Source organism: Rhizobium sp. NLR22b (genome assembly GCF_019685295.1).
In the GTDB taxonomy this organism is placed as follows: domain Bacteria; phylum Pseudomonadota; class Alphaproteobacteria; order Rhizobiales; family Rhizobiaceae; genus Rhizobium.
Window position 1 is genome coordinate 51,310 of the sequence record NZ_JABDWM010000025.1, and the last position, 16,546, is coordinate 67,855.

A 16,546-nucleotide genomic window follows, 5' to 3' on the forward strand; every position below is an offset into this window, starting at 1 on the left:
TGCGTAAAAACAAAAACCGAAAGCGCAAGGAGCGAATCTGAAAGATCGCGACGCGCTTTCGATCGATGAAGCAAGGCGCTTCGATGACGACAGCGAGGAGTTGAAGATGACCGACATCAGAATCCCCGGGAAATCATGGGTCGTAGTCTGCAATGGAGCCAAGGCGCTGATCATGCAGAATGCCGGCGATGCCCAGCTGATGAGCCTGACGGTGTTGGAAACGCTGACGCAGCCGAACGAGCCCGATCGTGAGCTCGGCAGCGACAAGCCTGGCCGCAGCCATGCCGCTGATGGATGGAGCCGCAGCGCTGTCGAAGAGACCAGCTGGCAGGAGCAGGCCGAAGCGCAATTTCTGAAACATGTGGCTGAGCGAATGGACGAGCTGACGCAGGCAAAGGATGCGCGCCGTATCGTCCTCATCGCGCCGCCGAAGGCGCTCGGCACCCTGCGGCCGGCGCTGAGCGCCGGGACGCAGGCGGCTATATTGGCGGAATTGGCGAAAGACTATACCAATCTGCCGATCGACGATATCGAGCGGCATCTCGCCGCGTGATGAAACCAACCGGTGAGCAAACGCGGGCCCGCTGGCCCGCGTTCTTGTTCGCTTCAGACCAACGGTCTCTCTCCGGCAAAGAGATCCTCATGATCGGCAAACAGTGTGGCCAGGCGATCGATGACCGTCCTGACTTCCGGCCTTTGCCGCTCGTCGTCATGCGCGACGATCCACACCTCGTAGGTCAATGCATCGATGACAGGCCCAGCTCGGACGAGCTTGCGCTCCTCGTCGCCGATGAAACAGGGCAACACGCCGCGGCCGGCGCCCCCTCGGATCAGGTAAAAGAGCATATGCGGCGTGTTCGTCCAGCTGGTGATCCAATAATCCGGCTGTTCGAAAGTCCACTTGTCCGCCGGTGTTATGGCGATATCTGTTCCGAGCGAGATCCAGTTACAATTGCTCTCGTCATAATCGGCTGCCTGATAAACCGCATGCGCTACCTTGACTGAACGGCGGATCGCGACGTTGCCGCCATCCGGCCGGCTGTGGCGAATGGCGATATGCGCCTCGCGATAGGTGAAATCGACGCTCGCGTCACAAGTCTTATAGCACATGCGAAAGCAGTCTTTCGGCGTCCAGACGCTGGCCAGGTGGTCGGCGATGAAGCGCGACGTCCAGCTGTCGACGACCGTCGACACAATCGGCAGCGTCAGCACTTCACCGCGCCAGTCGGAGATCGCCCGCGCCGCATCCTGCATCAGCCGGACGCGATCGAGCAACTCCTGGCCGTCCTTGGCAAGCAGGTAGCCTGTGGGGCCGCGGTTGAACAGCGACCGGCCGGTCAGCCGTTCGAGCCCCAGCATGCGCCGGCCGATCGTCGGCGCACTGAGCCCCGTCCGCGCCGCCGCCGCCGAAAGCCCGCCGCTGGTCGCGACATGGAAGAAAAGCTGCAGATCGTCCCAGCTCGCCTCTTTCATGGATGAAAACCCCCTTTCCTCCATGCCTCTACATAGCGAAGGCGTGAAGGCTTAGCTCAACTACTCCAGCAATAGATGGAGGATAGGCAATGCTTCTCAACTGGGTAGTTCTCTTCAACGAAGTCGCGTCCCGCAATTACCGGATGCGCCGCGATCCCATGGCCGATCCGCTCGATGGCCCGGAATGGCGCGGACTTCTCTGGATCATACCGATCATCGCGCATCTCTCAGCAAGAAGGGGCGAGACGAGGAGGCCGCGCCCCGATCGGGCGGCGATTGGAGGCGGCCTCAGTTTTCGAAGCTCAATCGCAGCACGTGGTGCAGGAATTCCGGATTGAGCAGCATGTTGAAGCTGATCGTCACCAGTTCTTCTTCGCGTTTGACCACGGTGGCGCCGATCTCGTCATGGATGCCGAGTATTTCGAGAAAGAAATGGCTCGGCATCTCGAGGCTCGGACTGACTTCGAGCACCGCGCCGGCAAGCGTGATCGTGCGAATCAGGCAGCGCACCTGGGTTCCGGTGCTGAGGTGATGGCCGACGAAGATGATATTGCCGGGCCTGTCGAGGTGAAACTCCCTGTAGGCACGTTCCGGCTTGGGGTGTTCTGTGTCGAGGTGCATCTGAAAGGCCCTTTTAGCCTCCGCTCATCATAAGCAGAGAATAATGCAAGAGTGCTGACGATTGCTGAAGATCGTCGTTAAGATTGAAGGCTGTTGCTGAGAATCGCTGGAAATCGCATCGATTCCGGCCAGGTCTGCTCCAAATTCGCGCAATTCTGCGGGCAGTCGCGCCATTCTTGACATGCCGACGGCGATCGCGCATACAAAGCCCCGGTTCGAGGCACCGGCCGCTCGCGGATGAAAATCCATGGTGAAGCCCTCGTGATCATGGTCACGGCCCCTTGTGCATGCTGACTGACGGCAATGCGAGCTCCCATTTGCAGTCGAAGAGCATGCCTTGCGAAGGCTCACTCCATGACGACCTATCCCGGCATTGAAGAACTGAAGGCCCAGGCTAAGCGCTTGCGCCAGGCGATGAACGATCGCGGCACCGCGCTGACCCACGGTGCGGCCTTGGAAATGATCGCCCGCCAGCACGGCGCGCGTGACTGGAATACGCTTGCGGCTCTGGCGGCAAAACCCAATGCGGCTACGAAGACGCCGCTCTTCGTCGGCGCCCATATTCGCGGCCGCTATCTCAATCAGCCGTTCACGGGCGAAATTCTCTCGCTTTCGGCTCTGCCGGGCGGCCTCCACCGAATCAGCATCCATTTCGATGTAGCGGTTGACGTGGTCACCTTCGAGAGCTTTTCAGCCTTTCGTCGACGCGTGAGTGCACAGATCGATGCCGACGGCGTCTCCCCCAGGAAGACCTCGAACGGCGTGCCTCATTTGGTGCTCGATCTCTGATCGCTCCTCATCCTTTCCAGGCTGTCCGCATGCATGCGCTTGTTCAAGCCGCAGCGGATGTCGCCCGATATCGCAGGGATTTCTCCATGGCCGATCCTTCCAATGACAATGCCTTCCTCACCGGCTGGCTGCCGGGCGTATTCATCAGAACTGCGGCGCCGATCGTCGCGATCACCACTGTCAACGGCCTGTTTGCTGTCGTCGACGCCTATTTCCTGGGGGCCTATGTCGGCCCCGACGCCCTCTCAGCCGTCAGCCTGATCTTCCCGGGGCTTATGCTGCTGGTCGCCCTGCAATCGCTCGTCTCGAACGGCATGGGAAGCATCCTCGCCCGTCGGCTCGGTGCCGGCGATCGCCAGGGCGCGCGTCGGGTATTTTCCGGCGCCCATACGCTGGCGCTCGCCGTCATCGTGATTCTCATCATGGTCTACTGGACCCTCGGCGGGCGGATCATCGATGCCGGCGCCGCCGGCAACACCGCCGTGGCCGACGGCGCCATGCTCTTCATGGGCGCGATGATCGCCTCGACGCCGGTGAGTTTCTTCCTGTCGCTGCATCTCGACGGGCTGCGCTGTGAAGGCAGGATCGGGTTCATGACGGTGGTCACACTTTCGGCCTCACTGCTTAACATCCTCGCCAACTGGCTGTTCATGGCAGTGATGCATTGGGGCGTGGTCGGTTCGGCCGCAGGCTCCATCGCCTCGCAGTTCATCTGTCTCGTGGCCGTGCTCGTCTATCGCTGGCGCCGGCCGGCGACACTCAGGCCTTCTCCCGCATTCGCCCTTGTCGAGTGGCGCGGCATCGTCGCCTTGGGCGCGCCGATGAGCCTCGGTTTCATCGGCATATCGCTTGCCTCGGCCGCGATTCTGGTCAACGTCTCGCTCTGGAGCACGCGTGAGTATACCGCCACCCTTGCCGCCTACGGCATTATCACCCGCATCCTGACCTTCACCTATCTGCCGCTGCTTGGCCTCAGCATCACACTGCAGACGATCGCCGGCAACAATCACGGCGCCGGCCTTGGGTTGCGCGTCGGCCGAAGCCTGCAGATCGCCATGCTCTCGGCACTCGTCTATTGCAGCCTGGTGGAGATCACGGTGGAATTGCTGGCCGGTCGCATCGGCGCCGTTTTCGTTGGCGATCCCGCCATTATCGCCGAGGTCAGGCGAATTCTGCCCTGGACGATCGGCGCCTATTTTCTCTTCGGGCAGATGCTGATCCTGTCGTCCTATTTTCAGTCGATCGGGGATGCGCCGCGCGCGGCGATCTTCGGTCTGTCGCGAACCTATCTTCTCACCCTGCCTCTCACCTTCCTGCTGCCCTTCGTCTTCGGCGAGCAGGGAATCTGGATGGTGCCTGACTTTGCCGAGGCAGGCATGGTGGTGCTTGCCTTGCTGGTGCTGTCTGAGAATGCCAGACGCCGCGGCTGGCGATACGGGCTTCTGCCCGCCTGAGAGGCGGAGGCCGCGCCTTCCCGGCGCGGCCTCCGGCGATTGCCCCTATTCGTTGCCGCTCTGAGCGGCCGACGTCGACGCTTCCGCCTCGTTCAGTGCCTCGGCGCATTCCTGGCAGCAGACTTCGACGGTCCTGCCGCCGAGCTTGACGGTGATGATCTCGGCGCCGAGTTCGCAGTCGCAGGCAGCACATGTGGTCTTCTTCATCGGGTAATCCTCCATTGATCGTCCCTGGATCGGGACAGCGCCATAAGAGCATCGAAGACCGCGTCATCGCTGTCGAAAACTTTAGCGATGATCAACTCGGAAAAGCTCTACGGTCGGCGCCGCAGTTGCGCCGAGCGCTGAAATTCGGCCGGAGTCTGACCGAAGGCCTGTTTGAAAGAGGCGCTGAAATGACTGTGGCTGGAAAAACCGAGATCGAGGCCGAGTGAGGTCAGATCGTCATACTGGCCGAGCAGATCGAGCGCCCGGGCAAGCCGCAGCCTCAGCTGATAGCGATAGAGCGGCGTGGCCTCGACCTGCTGGAAGACCTGGGTGAGGTAAACAGGGGAAACGCCGACTTCCGAGGCGATTTCCGCAAGCGTCCAGCGTCGCGCGAGATCGGAGGAAAGCACCAGCTTTGCCCGGTCGACGAGTTTCTGCCGGCCGAGGCTGGCGCCGGCGGCGTGCGACGTGCGCTCGCCGAGCGAGCGGCGAACCAGCGTCAGGGCCAGCGTTTCCGCCTCGAGTGTTTCGGCGACGTTGCGCCTAAGACCGTGACGCAGCAGGGCGACCAGCGCCTGCGCGCGCGGGTCGATCCGCCGGCGCTGGCGGCGGAAGGAAAAGGCCGGGCCGGGCTGCGCCTGCTCCTTCGGCGCCAGCTCTTCCAGCATGGATTCGTCGATCGACAGGTCGATACAGGCATCGCCGCCCGCGATCGGATGACTGATCCGATAGCCCTGAGCGGCATTGAAGAACAACACCTGATTGGCTTCAGCCACCGTATCCGTGCGGCCGACATGGCGCATGAAGACGCCGCGATAGGGATAGACGAGGCTTGTCTTGTGAGCACATTCCTCGTCGCTCTTGTGGCGGCACTCGCCATTGCAGACGACGTCACGAATGGTGACGGTCTTCGTTTTCAGGAGCAGTGCTGTTGAAAACTGCAACATCGTATCATCCGGTTCAGGCAGGCAGCCCGACAAGGCTGCACAGGGGCACAGTAACACAGTGAGTTTGATGTTTCAGTAGCGGCTGTAAACGTGCACGTCGCTTTCTGTCTGCCCCCGGGAGAGGCCGACATCCTTCAACTGAGCGTCGGAAAGTTCCATCAGCGCATTGTAGTTGCGCCGTTCGCCGATCTTGCGCCCCAGCCAGCGGACCGCCGTGCCGACTGCAGAGAGAAGGCCGGGCCGGATGAGCCGCGAAGAGCGGATATTGCGGGCCGGTATCGTGAAATTCGAGCTATGCATGATGATCCTCCATCCTCATTGGATGGAGGCAGTGAACCATCATCGACGGTTTGGCGCTGTCAGATTATTTAGCGATCGAACGCGGCCTTTATACCTTCAGCAGCCATTCGTGCTCGGCGGCATTGTGGAATTTCCAGATCCGCTTCGGCCCAGCCATGACATTGAGATAATAGAGATCATAGCCATGCGTTGCCGCGCAGGGGTGATAACCCTTCGGCACCAGTGTCACGTCGCCGTCCTCGATCGCCATGGCCTCGTCGAGCGAGCGGTCGTCGGTGTAGACGCGCTGGAAACCGAAACCCTGCGGTGGATTGAGGCGATGGTAGTAAGTCTCTTCCAGGAAGCTCTCGTTCGGCAGGTCGTCCTGATCGTGCTTGTGCGGCGGATAGGAGGAGGTGTGGCCACCTGGCGTGATCACCTCGACGACGAGCAGGGAATGCGCCGAATTATCGTCCTCAGGCATGATGTTGTTGACGTAGCGCACATTCGTGCCCTTGCCGCGCGTCACCTGCGGATGCGTACCGGGCGGGATCGCCTTCGCCTGATAATCGCCGCCGCCGGGCGCCGAGCAGACGGCGAGTTCCAGATCAGTTTCCGCCGTGACCGACCAATTCGAACCCATCGGGATATAAAGCGCGTGCGGAGCCCCGTCGAAGGGGTTCATCCGATCGCCGAGCGTCCCGAAATCCTTCGCGCCGGCCGAAGCCTTGCCTTTGCCGCTGACCCAGACCAGGCACACCTCGCGCTCGCCGGTCTCTCCCGAAACAGTCTCGCCCGGTTTGATCCGGTGCAGATCGAACCCGACATAGGTCCAGCCGGCGCTTTCCGGGGTGACATGCGTGACGCAGCCATGCGTGCCTGATGGTTTCACCTTGAGGTTTGGCATTGGTGTTTCTCCTCGTATGTTGATAGGCGCAGCCCCCTCATCCGGCTCCCGGCACCTTCTCCCCGAGGGGAGAAGGTGTATGCCGCGCTGCCTCGTTTCCCCCTCTCCGCTGGGGGGCGAAGGACGGGTTGAGCCCCGTGGCTCAACCCCGGCAAAGGTGCCCGAAGGGCGGATGAGGGGGCTCCTTGCTCCGGCAGTTCGTTCAACCCATCACCGGTGGGGAGGGGCCTTCTTTCCGTTACCGCTTCGGGAAACCTTCCGTTTCCACCGTATAACCAGCCGCCGTCATCACGCGCATTAGTTCGGCATGGCCGATCTCGGCCATCTTCTGCGGCGGCGCCTTGCGCGGATCCTGTTCGGCCTCGACGACGAACCAGCCTTCATAGCCGTGGTCGGCGAAGCGCTGGACGATGGCGCCGAAATCGAGTGATCCATCGCCTGGCACTGTGAAGGCGCCGAGCGCTACGGCGTCGAGGAAGGATTGCCGGCTGCGATCGAGTCCGTCCACTACGGATTGGCGAATGTCCTTGACGTGGACGTGGTTGATGCGGGCGTGGTGATTGTCGATGGCGCGCAGCACATCGCCGCCGGCAAAGGCCAGATGCCCGGCGTCGAGCAGCAGCGGAATACCTTCGCCCGAATTGCGCATGAAGGCGTCAAGCTCCGGCTCGGTTTCGACGACGGCCGCCATGTGGTGGTGATAAGAGAGCGGCATGCCTTGCTCGGCGCACCATTCGCCGAATTCGGTGACGCGGCGCGCATAGGCCTTCATCTCGTCGTCGGTGAGGCGCGGCTTGGTGGCGAGCGGCTTGGAGCGGTCGCCCTGTATGGAGCGGCCGACTTCGCCATAGACGATGCAGGGCGCATTGACCGCCTTGAAAAGCTCGATCATCGGCGCGATGCGGTCCTTGTTGGCGGCAAGCTCCTCATTGACAAGCGTGCCGGAGAACCAGCCGCCGCAGAGCGTCACGTCGGCGGCGCGCAGGATGGGCAGCATCTCCTCCGGGTTGCTGGGGAAACGGCGGCCTTGCTCCATGCCGGTGAAACCGGCACTGCGCGATTGCCGCAGGCATTCTTCAAGCGACACATCGTCGCTAAGCTCAGGAAGGTCGTCGTTCCACCATGCGATGGGCGACATGCCGAGTTTGGCCTTCATCAATATTCTCCTTGAAGACATTGCGGAGGAGCGGGTCCGCTCCTCCGGAAAAATGGGGCTAAACCTGTTCAGCCGATGCGCTGGGAGCCGCGGGCTTCGACATAACCCCTGCGCGCCTTGTTGACTTCTTCGCGCGGGCTGACTTCCGGCACCGCGACATCCCACCAATGGCCGCCGGCCTCAGTGGTGATCAAGGGATCAGTGTCGATGACGAAGACGGACGTACGATCATTCTTCCTCGAATCGACGATCGCCTGCTCGAGTTCGGCGATGGAGCTGACCTTGACGGCGATGGCGCCCATGCTTTCGGCATGCGCGCGGAAATCGATCTCCGGCATCACCTCGTGATAGGAGTCCTTCAGCAGATTGTTGAAGTTGGCGCCACCGGTCCCCATTTGCAACCGGTTGATGCAACCATAACCGCGATTGTCGAGCATGACGATATTGATCTTGAGGCCGAGCATGACCGAGGTCGCGATCTCGGAGTTCATCATCATGTAGGAACCGTCGCCGACCATGACGACGACATCCCGTTCGGGGCGCGCCATCTTGGCGCCGAGCCCGCCGGCGATCTCGTAGCCCATGCAGGAGAAGCCGTATTCCATATGATAACTGCCGGGCGCCGTCGCCGGCCAGAGCTTGTGCAACTCGCCGGGCAGACCGCCTGCGGCGCAAAGCACTGTCGTGTTCTCGCCGCCGAGAGTGCGCGCCACCGCGCCGATCACCTGCGCATCGGAGGGCAGGGCGGTGTTGGTCGCCGCCATCGCCTTGGTGGCAGCCTCCATCCAGAGTTTCTTTTCCGCAACTGCCTTCTCGCTAAGCGCTGCCGGCGCCTTCCAGCCGGAAAGCCCTGCCGAAAGCGCCTTCAGCCCTTCGCGGGCATCGGCCACCACAGGGTGGCTGTCGTGCTTCACCGCGTCATAGGCGGCGATGTTGAGGCCGACCATCTTCACGTTGTCGTTCTTGAAGAGCGCCCAGGAGCCGGTCGTGAAATCCTGGCAGCGCGTGCCGACGGCGATGACGAGATCCGTCTCTTCGGCGATCGCGTTCGCCGCCGATGTGCCGGTGACGCCGACCGAGCCGAGCGCCAGCGGATGGGTCTCGTTGATCGACGACTTGCCGGCCTGAGTGACGACGACGGGAATGGCGTGGCTTTCGGCAAAGGCCGCGAGTTCCTTCGTTGCCTGCGAATAGAGCACGCCGCCGCCGGCAACGATCACCGGCTTCTCTGATGCCTTGATAAGGGCGATGGCATTTGCCAGTTCGTCGGCATCCGGCTGCGGCCGGCGGGTCGTCCAGACTTTTTCTTCGAACAGGCTTTCCGGATAATCGAAGGCCTCGGCCTGAACGTCCTGGCAGAGCGACAGCGTCACCGGGCCGCAATCGAGCGGATCGGTCAGCACCTGCATGGCCCGCTTTAGCGCGGTGATGATCTGCTCCGGCCGGGTGATCCGGTCGAAGTAACGCGAAACCGGGCGGAAGGCATCATTGGCCGACACGGTGCCGTCGCCGAAATCCTCGATCTGCTGCAGCACCGGATCCGGCGCGCGGTTGGCGAAGACGTCGCCAGGCAGGAAGAGAACGGGAATGCGGTTGACATGGGCGACACCCGCGGCCGTCACCATGTTCAGCGCGCCGGGGCCGATCGAGGTCGTGCAGGCCATGAAGCGCGTGCGGAAATTTGCCTTGGCATAGGCGATCGCGGCATGCGCCATGCCCTGTTCGTTATGAGCGCGGTAGGTCGTCAATTCCCCGCGCACCTGATAGAGAGCCTCGCCGATGCCGGCGACGTTGCCGTGGCCGAAGATCGCCCAGACGCCGCCGAAGATCGGCACCTTTTTGCCGTCGACAACAGTCATCTGTACTTTCAGGAAATGCGCGATGGCCTGCGCCATCGTCAACCGTATCGTCTTGCCCATCGGGGCCTCCCGAACTTTTAACTTTTTGTCTGGTTTCCCCTCCCCAACCCCTTCCCACAAGGGAGGGGCTAACTCGTGGGGGCTCGCCGCATTTCACCGCAACGTTGCGTCCGCAAGAGAGCTCGTTTGTGGCGTGAAGCGATTCCTCAAGTTAAGTCCCTCCCCCTCGTGGGGAGGGGTTGGGGAGGGGTCTAATTCTCAGTGAAGCCCGCGCGTCTGAAGCCAGGCCTCTGTCAATTGCCGGAAACGGCTGGCCATGTCGGCGATTGCCGCCTCGTCGTTTATTTCGCCGGAGAGCCAGGCGCGCGCCGGATCGGCAAAGATCGTCCGGCCGACGGCGAAGCCCTTCACCGAGGGAGCCGCCAGCGTCGCCTCGAAACAGGAGATCAGTTCCTCTGCGGGCGCTTCGAGCCCGAGAAGCACGATACCACGGCACCATGGATCATTTTTGGCGATCACCGCATCGATCTTCTTCCAGGCTTCGCCGGAAGCCTGCGGCTCCAGCTTCCACCAGTCCGGCTTGATGCCGAGCGCGTAGAGTTCCTCCAGCGCGGTGGCGATCGTATCGTCGGCGAGCGGGCCGTTCTTGCCGGCGATGATTTCCACCAGCAGCTCGCGACCGACTTTGCGCGCGGCCTCGAAAAGCGTGCGCAGCTTCTCCTGCTGCTCCGTCTTCAATTCGGCCGGATCGTCGGGGTGGTAGAAGCACAGGCACTTGATGCAATGGTCGAGCGGCCATTCGACAAGCTGCGAGCCGATATCCTGGCTGAATTCGAAGCGCAGCGGCTTCGAGCCCGGCAGTTCGACAGGCCGGCCGATCCAGGAGAAATTCTTCGTCGCCGCATCGAAGAATGCGTCGCGGCCGAAACGTTCATCGATCAGCATGCCGTAGCCCTCGCGGCCGTTCGAAACGCGAGCGGCGGCTTCGACGGCGAGCCGCTTGAAGGCGACGATCTTGTCATGGCCGACGCCGAGTTCATCGGCGACGCTGACAAGCTGCGAGCGGTGGTCGATCGCCAGCGCCATCAGAAGCGGGATTTCGCCGCGCCGGGTCGATGCCCAATGGATATGGTTGATCGCCTCGTCCTTGCGCAGCGCCCGATGTTTGCTGCCGGTCTTCAGGAAGAAGTCGAGTTCCGCCCAGGTCGGATATTCGGGCGAGCAGAGCAGTCGGGAGACGGCGAAGGCGCCGCAGGCATTGGCCCAGGTGGCGCAGGTCTTCAGCGGCTCATCGCGCAGGAAGCCGCGCAGGAAGCCGGACATGAAGGCGTCGCCGGCGCCGAGCACGTTGTACACCTCGATCGGGAAGCCCTGGCCGACGATGCCGGCTTCGAGGTCGTCGGCGATCGGCCCGTCATAAACGATGCAGCCCATCGCGCCGCGCTTGAGCACGATGGTCGCCGGCGTCAGCCGTCGGATCTCCTTCAGCGCGCCGAGTACGTCGTCCGCGCCCGACGCGATGAGGATTTCTTCTTCGGTGCCGACGATGAGATCGCAATCCGGCAGCGTCTCCTTCATCTTCGAAGAGACGCGGTCGGACTTCACGTAGCGCTCGAAGCCTTCCGCATGGCCGGCAAGGCCCCAGAGATTCGGCCGGTAGTCGATGTCGAAGATCACCTTGCGGCCGTTCTCCTTGGCGATGCGGATCGCCTTGCGCTGCGCGGCCTCGGTGTTGGGCCGCGAAAAATGCGTGCCGGAAACGAGAACGGCGCGCGACGACTTGATGAAATTCTCGTCGATATCGCCTTCCTCGAGCGCCATGTCGGCGCAGTCGGAGCGATAGAAGATCATCGGCGACACGCCTTCGGCCTCGACCGCAAGCAGCACCAGCGCTGTCAGCCGTTCCTTGTCGGTGACGATGCCGTCCGTCGCCACACCTTCCCGCGCCGCCTGCTCACGGATGAAGCGTCCCATCTGCTCGTCGCCGACGCGGGTGATGAGCCCGGACTTGAGGCCGAGCCGCGCCGTGCCGATGGCGATATTGGACGGGCAGCCCCCGACGGATTTGGCGAAAGAGGCGATATCCTCCAGTCGCGAACCGATCTGCTGGCCGTAAAGATCGACCGAGGAGCGGCCGATGGTGATTACATCAAGCGCCGGCTCCGGCTGTAATCCCGGATTCGATTGTATCATGATGTCCTCCCGCTAGATTTTGCGCGGCTTCCAGTGCCTGCGAATTTTTAATAATGAAACATCGGTTCCGATATTTTGTCAATTCGGAATGTTTATTCCATTTTGGCTTTTACAGCTTTTGAATGCTGACGTTTTCGACGCCGTTCGGCGATGGCGACCGGCAGCGCCATGGTCAGCGCCATCGAGGCCGACAGCGAGCGGAAGCCGGCAAAATCGGCCTCCGCCACTTCGAACCAGTGCGTGGCGCAGGCAGCGAGGGGCGAGAAGGCCGAATCGGTAATGGCGATGACGGGGACGCCACGGTCGGCAAGTTCCTGGCTCTGGCTGAGGCTGTCGGCCGCGTAAGGCGAAAAGCTCGCCGCGATCGCCGCATCCCTGGGTGTTGCGAACTGCACCATCTCAGGGTCGACTCCGTTCGGCGAGGCGACGATCTGATGGCGGATATTGAGCTTGGAAAAAGCGTAGGTCATGTGCGCCGTCAGCGGGTAGGAGCGCCGTTTGGCGATCAGATAGATCGTGTCGGCGCCGGCAAGGAGATTGACTGCCTTCGTGAACGTATCGCTCTGCACCGTCGCCGCCAGCCGGTTGACCGATTGGCTGGCCGCCGCAATGAAGCCGGAGAGCAGATTGGCGTCTTCGTCGTCGCCGCTCGTTTGCTCCAGCGTGACGAGCCGCTCTTCATAGCTCAGCGTCCGGTCGCGCAGCCGTTCGCGGAAGATGCTCTGCAGATCGGAAAAGCCTCCATAACCGAGATGATGCGCGAGGCGTACCAGCGTCGAGGGCTGGACGTCGGAGGCGGCCGCGATGCTCGCCGTCGTGCCAAAGGCGATTTCATCGGGATTGCCGAGCGCGAAGGCGGCGACCTGCGCCAGCCGCTTCGGCATGTTCGCCTTGCGCTCGATGATGGTGCTGCGCAGGCTTTCGAAATCGCGCGGCACGCGCGCGTGCCTTTGGGGATCATTATCCATGCTTGCGGCTCACGGGATGAAACAAATATTCCATATTGCCGAGCATAGACGATTTCGAACGGCGCGCCTAATTGTTTTTAATCGCCTGTAATTGAAGGGTTTTGTACAATCGCACCGATAGAATGAAGGCCATATGCCTGCCAACGGTCTCTTGCCAAAATGATCCAGATATTCCAAAAATCCGCGCACACTTCTGGAGGAGATGGAAAATGAAGCCACTTGGCATCGGTTTGATCGGCACCGGTTATATGGGCAAGTGCCATGCACTGGCCTGGAATGCGGTGAAGACCGTGTTCGGCGATGTCGAGCGTCCGCGGCTCGTGCACCTGGCTGAAGCCAATGCCGGGCTTGCCGAGGCCCGTGCCGGTGAGTTCGGCTTCGAAAAGGCAACGGCAGACTGGCGGGCGCTGATCGCCGATCCCGAGGTCGACGTCGTTTCCGTCACCACGCCCAATCAGTTCCATGCCCAAATGGCGGTCGCTGCCCTGGAAGCCGGCAAACATGTCTGGTGTGAGAAGCCGATGGCGCCCGCCTATGCCGATGCCGAGCGCATGCTGGCGACGGCGGAGCGGTCCGGCAAGATTGCCGCTCTCGGCTATAATTACATTCAGAATCCCGTCATGCGGCACATCAGGAAGCTTGTCGGCGACGGCGCCATCGGTACGGTCAACCATGTCCGCGTCGAAATGGACGAGGATTTCATGGCTGATCCCGACGTCTTCTTCTATTGGAAAAGCGAGCTTTCCGCCGGCTATGGTGCACTTGACGATTTCGCCGTGCACCCGCTGTCGTTGCTCTGGTATCTTTTCGGCCATGTCGAGGCCGTCATAACGGATATGGTGAAGCCCTATGCCGACCGTCCGCTCAGCGAGGGTGGCCGCCGCGCCGTCGAAAATCACGATGCCGCCAACGTGCTGATGCGCTTCGGCGGCGGCATCTCCGCTGTGTTGATGGCGAATCGCGCCGCCTGGGGTCGCAAGGGGCGCATCGCCCTGCAGATTTACGGCTCGAAAGGCTCGATCCTCTACGACCAGGAGCGCATGAACGAGTTCGAACTCTATCAGGCAGAAGGGCCGGGTTCGGAGCAGGGCTTTCGCAAGATACTGGCGGCGCCTGCCCATCGGCCCTATGATCGCTTCATCCCGGCTCCTGGCCATGGCCTCGGCTTCAACGATCTGAAGATCATCGAGTGCCGCGAGCTGATCCGGGCAATATCAGGCGAGCCGTCGTCGATCGTGACATTTAAAGACGGTCTCAGGATAGAAAAGTCGGTGCATGCCATGGCACAGTCCTTCCACGAGCGTCGCTGGATCGAAATCGGCTGAATGTAAGAAGCCGCTTTCCGTTGACGGCGCATAGGGCAGGGGATAGGCCTTGGCGTAAGTGTCGAGCCTAGTTTCAGGAGTGAGATCGTGACGGATAGAGTGGTGATCATCGGCGCGGGACAGGCGGGTTTCGCCTTGGCGGCCAAACTGCGTGCTTTGAAGGATACGCGCCCGATCACGCTCATCGGCGCCGAAGATGTAGCCCCCTATCAGCGCCCGCCGCTTTCGAAGAAATATCTGCTCGGCGAAATGAGCTTCGATCGCCTGCTGTTCCGCCCGGAACACTGGTATGCCGACAACGACGTCGATCTTCGCCTTTCGACCTGGGCCGAACAGATCGAGCGGGACAGCAAGCAAGTTCTGCTGCAGGACGGCTCCGTTCTCGACTATGGTACGCTGGTGCTCGCCACCGGCTCGACGCCGCGCCGGCTGCCGGCAGCAATCGGCGGTGATCTCGAAGGCGTCTATGTCGCCCGCGACAAGCGCGACGCCGATCTGCTGGCCGATGAAATGCGCCCGGGTCGTCGCGTCCTCATCATCGGCGGCGGTTACATCGGCCTCGAGGCTGCGGCCGTCGCCCGCCATCGTGGCCTCGAGGTCACGGTCATCGAAATGGCCGATCGTATCCTGCAGCGTGTCGCGGCGAAGGAAACGGCCGACCTCATGCGCGCCATTCACGAGAGCCACGACGTGGTGATCCGCGAGAAGACCGGCCTGAAGCATTTGATCGGCAAGAATGGCCGCGTCTCCGGCGCCGCCCTTTCCGACGACTCGGTCATCGATGTCGATTTCGTCGTCGTTGGCATCGGCGTCGTGCCGAACGATCAGCTTGCCAAGGAAGCCGGTCTCGAAGTCGCCAATGGCATCCTTGTCGATGAATTCGCCCGCACCTCCGATCCGGCGATTTTTGCGGCCGGCGATTGCGCCGCACTTCCATGGCAGGGTGGGCGCATCAGGCTCGAATCGGTGCAGAACGCTGTCGACCAGGCTGAAGCTGCGGCAGCCGTCATCGCTGGTGGCGACGAGCCCTATGAGCCGAAACCGTGGTTCTGGTCCGACCAGTACGACGTCAAGCTGCAGATCGCCGGCTTCAATCTCGGCTATGACGACACGCTTTTGCGTCCGGGCGCCCGCGAAGGGGCTCACTCGATCTGGTACTTCAGGGAAGGCCGGCTGATCGCTGTCGACGCGATCAATGACGCGAAGGCCTATGTGACCGGCAAAAAACTGCTGGAATCTGGCACTAACCCCAATCGAGCGATCCTCGCCGACCCCTCAGCCGATCTGAAGAGCCTATTGAGCTGAGTCCGCGAGCGCGCGCGCCGCAAGGCGTGTGCGCCTGAAGGATCGATCGGCCGAGCTTTTGGAGGCGGGCGCAGACGAGCGATTTTTCTCGTCTGGCCGTAAAAAGCCGAAAGGCCGCCGCTGCATTTCTTCTGGTGAAAACTCAAAAAACCCTTGCATTCACAGACCGCTCACCCTAGTTAGGCGGCACCGGAGAGGTGGCCGAGTGGTCGAAGGCGCTCCCCTGCTAAGGGAGTATACGTCAAAAGCGTATCGTGGGTTCGAATCCCATCTTCTCCGCCATTTCGATTTCCGCAACGCATCCAAGTCTTATCTTCTGTTGGCGAATCACGGCCGCTTAGTCGGCTATCGCCCCCAAGTCGCGCGCAGGAGAATCGTTTCGTCTCGACGAGAGAGAATCGTCGGCGGGAATCACGTTTTGCTCTTCTGCCTCAGGCAGCGCCGATAGCGGATCCGTGAACGTGCGGTTACGCTTTCGGGAGCTGCCATCTCTCGCGTAACTGCCGGATCTTGTCGAAAAGGTGTCGCGAATGCGTCGGAAGGCGCTTGTCCAGTTCTTTGTCGATTTCCGCTAAGCAGCCGCAAAACCAGGCTTTTCTTAACAAAGCATAAAGGAAATCGGGGCCGGTTGCCCGACTTGTGTCCTTTCGGCAACAGAATGTCGGGAAGGCTCCCGCAAACCACCCATTCGAGTAAGTTGGTGATTGCGTGATGGTCGCCGTCTTGTATTTTCACCCTCGGAAGCAAGGGCGACGGATCGTCCACTTCTTGAAACACGGGGATGGGGCAGGGAACGCTGCTCAGCGAAAGATCCCAAACCCGATCGAAACTTTGAATTGGAGGTCATTTATGAACATCAAGAGCCTTCTTCTCGGCTCCGCTGCTGCTCTCGCAGTAGTTTCCGGTGCTCAGGCTGCTGACGCTATTGTTGCTGCCGAGCCGGAACCGGTTGAATATGTTCGCGTCTGCGACGCTTACGGCACCGGCTACTTCTACATCCCCGGCACCGAAACTTGCCTCAAGATCGAAGGCTACATCCGTTTCCAGGTCGACGTTGGTGATC

18 protein-coding genes and 1 tRNA gene are annotated in these 16,546 nt (G+C 61.5%); 8 read left to right on the forward strand and 11 right to left on the reverse strand.

Features of this window, described 5'->3' with window-relative positions:
* The first annotated feature begins 106 nt into the window (after positions 1-106).
* Complete coding sequence (locus HJC00_RS28950; protein WP_210628534.1) at positions 107-553, forward strand: host attachment protein; 447 nt, start codon at positions 107-109, stop codon at positions 551-553.
* Between the two features lie 53 nt (positions 554-606).
* On the opposite strand, the gene HJC00_RS28955 is transcribed toward HJC00_RS28950, so the two are convergent.
* Entirely contained in the window at positions 607-1,473 is an 867-nt protein-coding gene (locus HJC00_RS28955; RefSeq protein WP_221165024.1) for a LysR family transcriptional regulator, read from the reverse strand.
* Positions 1,474-1,562: 89 nt separating this feature from the next.
* On the opposite strand from HJC00_RS28955, the gene HJC00_RS32865 reads away from it, so the two are divergent.
* Positions 1,563-1,811, forward strand: a complete 249-nt coding sequence (locus tag HJC00_RS32865; protein WP_247241666.1) for a hypothetical protein — start codon at positions 1,563-1,565, stop codon at positions 1,809-1,811.
* On the opposite strand, the gene HJC00_RS28960 is transcribed toward HJC00_RS32865, so the two are convergent.
* Together HJC00_RS28960 and HJC00_RS28965 are read right to left on the reverse strand one after the other, a co-directional pair.
* Positions 1,762-2,094, reverse strand: coding sequence for a hypothetical protein (locus HJC00_RS28960; RefSeq protein ID WP_210628532.1), 333 nt, complete (start codon positions 2,092-2,094; stop codon positions 1,762-1,764). The genes HJC00_RS32865 and HJC00_RS28960 overlap by 50 nt on opposite strands.
* A gap of 27 nt (positions 2,095-2,121) precedes the next feature.
* Positions 2,122-2,343, reverse strand: a complete 222-nt coding sequence (locus tag HJC00_RS28965) for a hypothetical protein (protein ID WP_221147734.1) — start codon at positions 2,341-2,343, stop codon at positions 2,122-2,124.
* 105 nt (positions 2,344-2,448) lie between these two features.
* Here HJC00_RS28965 and HJC00_RS28970 point away from each other — a divergent pair, with 105 nt between their 5' ends.
* A complete protein-coding gene (locus tag HJC00_RS28970; RefSeq protein WP_210628530.1) occupies positions 2,449-2,883 on the forward strand; it encodes a glyoxalase superfamily protein in 435 nt (144 codons plus the stop codon).
* Between the two features lie 86 nt (positions 2,884-2,969).
* A complete protein-coding gene (locus HJC00_RS28975; RefSeq protein ID WP_221165025.1) occupies positions 2,970-4,337 on the forward strand; it encodes an MATE family efflux transporter in 1,368 nt (455 codons plus the stop codon).
* A gap of 45 nt (positions 4,338-4,382) precedes the next feature.
* Here HJC00_RS28975 and HJC00_RS28980 read toward each other — a convergent pair whose 3' ends face one another.
* The 8 genes from HJC00_RS28980 to HJC00_RS29015 all read right to left on the reverse strand — a co-directional run bounded on the left by HJC00_RS28980 (position 4,383) and on the right by HJC00_RS29015 (position 12,853).
* Positions 4,383-4,544 (reverse strand): hypothetical protein, encoded by a 162-nt coding sequence (locus HJC00_RS28980; RefSeq protein ID WP_210628528.1) that lies wholly within the window; start codon positions 4,542-4,544, stop codon positions 4,383-4,385.
* 107 nt (positions 4,545-4,651) lie between these two features.
* The gene (locus HJC00_RS28985; protein ID WP_210628527.1) at positions 4,652-5,491 is read right to left on the reverse strand and encodes a helix-turn-helix transcriptional regulator; all 840 of its coding nucleotides are present in this window, start codon (positions 5,489-5,491) and stop codon (positions 4,652-4,654) included.
* Positions 5,492-5,563: 72 nt separating this feature from the next.
* Positions 5,564-5,791, reverse strand: coding sequence for a DUF1127 domain-containing protein (locus tag HJC00_RS28990; protein ID WP_210628526.1), 228 nt, complete (start codon positions 5,789-5,791; stop codon positions 5,564-5,566).
* Positions 5,792-5,879: 88 nt separating this feature from the next.
* The gene (iolB, locus tag HJC00_RS28995; protein WP_210628525.1) at positions 5,880-6,677 is read right to left on the reverse strand and encodes a 5-deoxy-glucuronate isomerase; all 798 of its coding nucleotides are present in this window, start codon (positions 6,675-6,677) and stop codon (positions 5,880-5,882) included.
* Positions 6,678-6,915: 238 nt separating this feature from the next.
* On the reverse strand, positions 6,916-7,833 hold the full coding sequence (iolE, locus tag HJC00_RS29000; RefSeq protein ID WP_210628524.1) for a myo-inosose-2 dehydratase: 918 nt from the start codon (positions 7,831-7,833) through the stop codon (positions 6,916-6,918).
* A 68-nt stretch (positions 7,834-7,901) separates the two neighbouring features.
* Positions 7,902-9,752, reverse strand: coding sequence for a 3D-(3,5/4)-trihydroxycyclohexane-1,2-dione acylhydrolase (decyclizing) (gene iolD / locus HJC00_RS29005; protein ID WP_221147731.1), 1,851 nt, complete (start codon positions 9,750-9,752; stop codon positions 7,902-7,904).
* A 198-nt stretch (positions 9,753-9,950) separates the two neighbouring features.
* Positions 9,951-11,885, reverse strand: a complete 1,935-nt coding sequence (gene iolC / locus HJC00_RS29010) for a 5-dehydro-2-deoxygluconokinase (protein WP_221147730.1) — start codon at positions 11,883-11,885, stop codon at positions 9,951-9,953.
* A 92-nt stretch (positions 11,886-11,977) separates the two neighbouring features.
* A complete protein-coding gene (locus HJC00_RS29015; protein ID WP_210628521.1) occupies positions 11,978-12,853 on the reverse strand; it encodes a MurR/RpiR family transcriptional regulator in 876 nt (291 codons plus the stop codon).
* 209 nt (positions 12,854-13,062) lie between these two features.
* On the opposite strand from HJC00_RS29015, the gene HJC00_RS29020 reads away from it, so the two are divergent.
* From HJC00_RS29020 to HJC00_RS29035, 4 genes are all read left to right on the forward strand, one after another.
* On the forward strand, positions 13,063-14,178 hold the full coding sequence (locus HJC00_RS29020) for a Gfo/Idh/MocA family protein (protein ID WP_210628520.1): 1,116 nt from the start codon (positions 13,063-13,065) through the stop codon (positions 14,176-14,178).
* Between the two features lie 87 nt (positions 14,179-14,265).
* On the forward strand, positions 14,266-15,483 hold the full coding sequence (locus HJC00_RS29025; RefSeq protein ID WP_210628519.1) for an NAD(P)/FAD-dependent oxidoreductase: 1,218 nt from the start codon (positions 14,266-14,268) through the stop codon (positions 15,481-15,483).
* A 191-nt stretch (positions 15,484-15,674) separates the two neighbouring features.
* Positions 15,675-15,765: transfer RNA gene (locus HJC00_RS29030), tRNA-Ser, on the forward strand.
* A gap of 567 nt (positions 15,766-16,332) precedes the next feature.
* The coding region (locus HJC00_RS29035) for a porin (protein WP_221147729.1) at positions 16,333-16,546 on the forward strand (214 nt) is incomplete at its 3' end.

Coding starts and splice junctions, on each gene's coding strand:
- iolC (WP_221147730.1), bottom strand. CDS start 11,885: ATGATACAATCGAATCCGGGATTACAGCCGGAGCCGGCGCTTGATGTA.
- HJC00_RS32865 (WP_247241666.1), top strand. CDS start 1,563: ATGCTTCTCAACTGGGTAGTTCTCTTCAACGAAGTCGCGTCCCGCAAT.
- HJC00_RS28965 (WP_221147734.1), bottom strand. CDS start 2,343: ATGGATTTTCATCCGCGAGCGGCCGGTGCCTCGAACCGGGGCTTTGTA.
- iolB (WP_210628525.1), bottom strand. CDS start 6,677: ATGCCAAACCTCAAGGTGAAACCATCAGGCACGCATGGCTGCGTCACG.
- iolE (WP_210628524.1), bottom strand. CDS start 7,833: ATGAAGGCCAAACTCGGCATGTCGCCCATCGCATGGTGGAACGACGAC.
- HJC00_RS29020 (WP_210628520.1), top strand. CDS start 13,063: ATGAAGCCACTTGGCATCGGTTTGATCGGCACCGGTTATATGGGCAAG.
- HJC00_RS28975 (WP_221165025.1), top strand. CDS start 2,970: ATGGCCGATCCTTCCAATGACAATGCCTTCCTCACCGGCTGGCTGCCG.
- HJC00_RS29015 (WP_210628521.1), bottom strand. CDS start 12,853: ATGGATAATGATCCCCAAAGGCACGCGCGCGTGCCGCGCGATTTCGAA.
- iolD (WP_221147731.1), bottom strand. CDS start 9,752: ATGGGCAAGACGATACGGTTGACGATGGCGCAGGCCATCGCGCATTTC.
- HJC00_RS28980 (WP_210628528.1), bottom strand. CDS start 4,544: ATGAAGAAGACCACATGTGCTGCCTGCGACTGCGAACTCGGCGCCGAG.
- HJC00_RS28955 (WP_221165024.1), bottom strand. CDS start 1,473: ATGAAAGAGGCGAGCTGGGACGATCTGCAGCTTTTCTTCCATGTCGCG.
- HJC00_RS28990 (WP_210628526.1), bottom strand. CDS start 5,791: ATGCATAGCTCGAATTTCACGATACCGGCCCGCAATATCCGCTCTTCG.
- HJC00_RS28985 (WP_210628527.1), bottom strand. CDS start 5,491: ATGTTGCAGTTTTCAACAGCACTGCTCCTGAAAACGAAGACCGTCACC.
- HJC00_RS28950 (WP_210628534.1), top strand. CDS start 107: ATGACCGACATCAGAATCCCCGGGAAATCATGGGTCGTAGTCTGCAAT.
- HJC00_RS28960 (WP_210628532.1), bottom strand. CDS start 2,094: ATGCACCTCGACACAGAACACCCCAAGCCGGAACGTGCCTACAGGGAG.
- HJC00_RS28970 (WP_210628530.1), top strand. CDS start 2,449: ATGACGACCTATCCCGGCATTGAAGAACTGAAGGCCCAGGCTAAGCGC.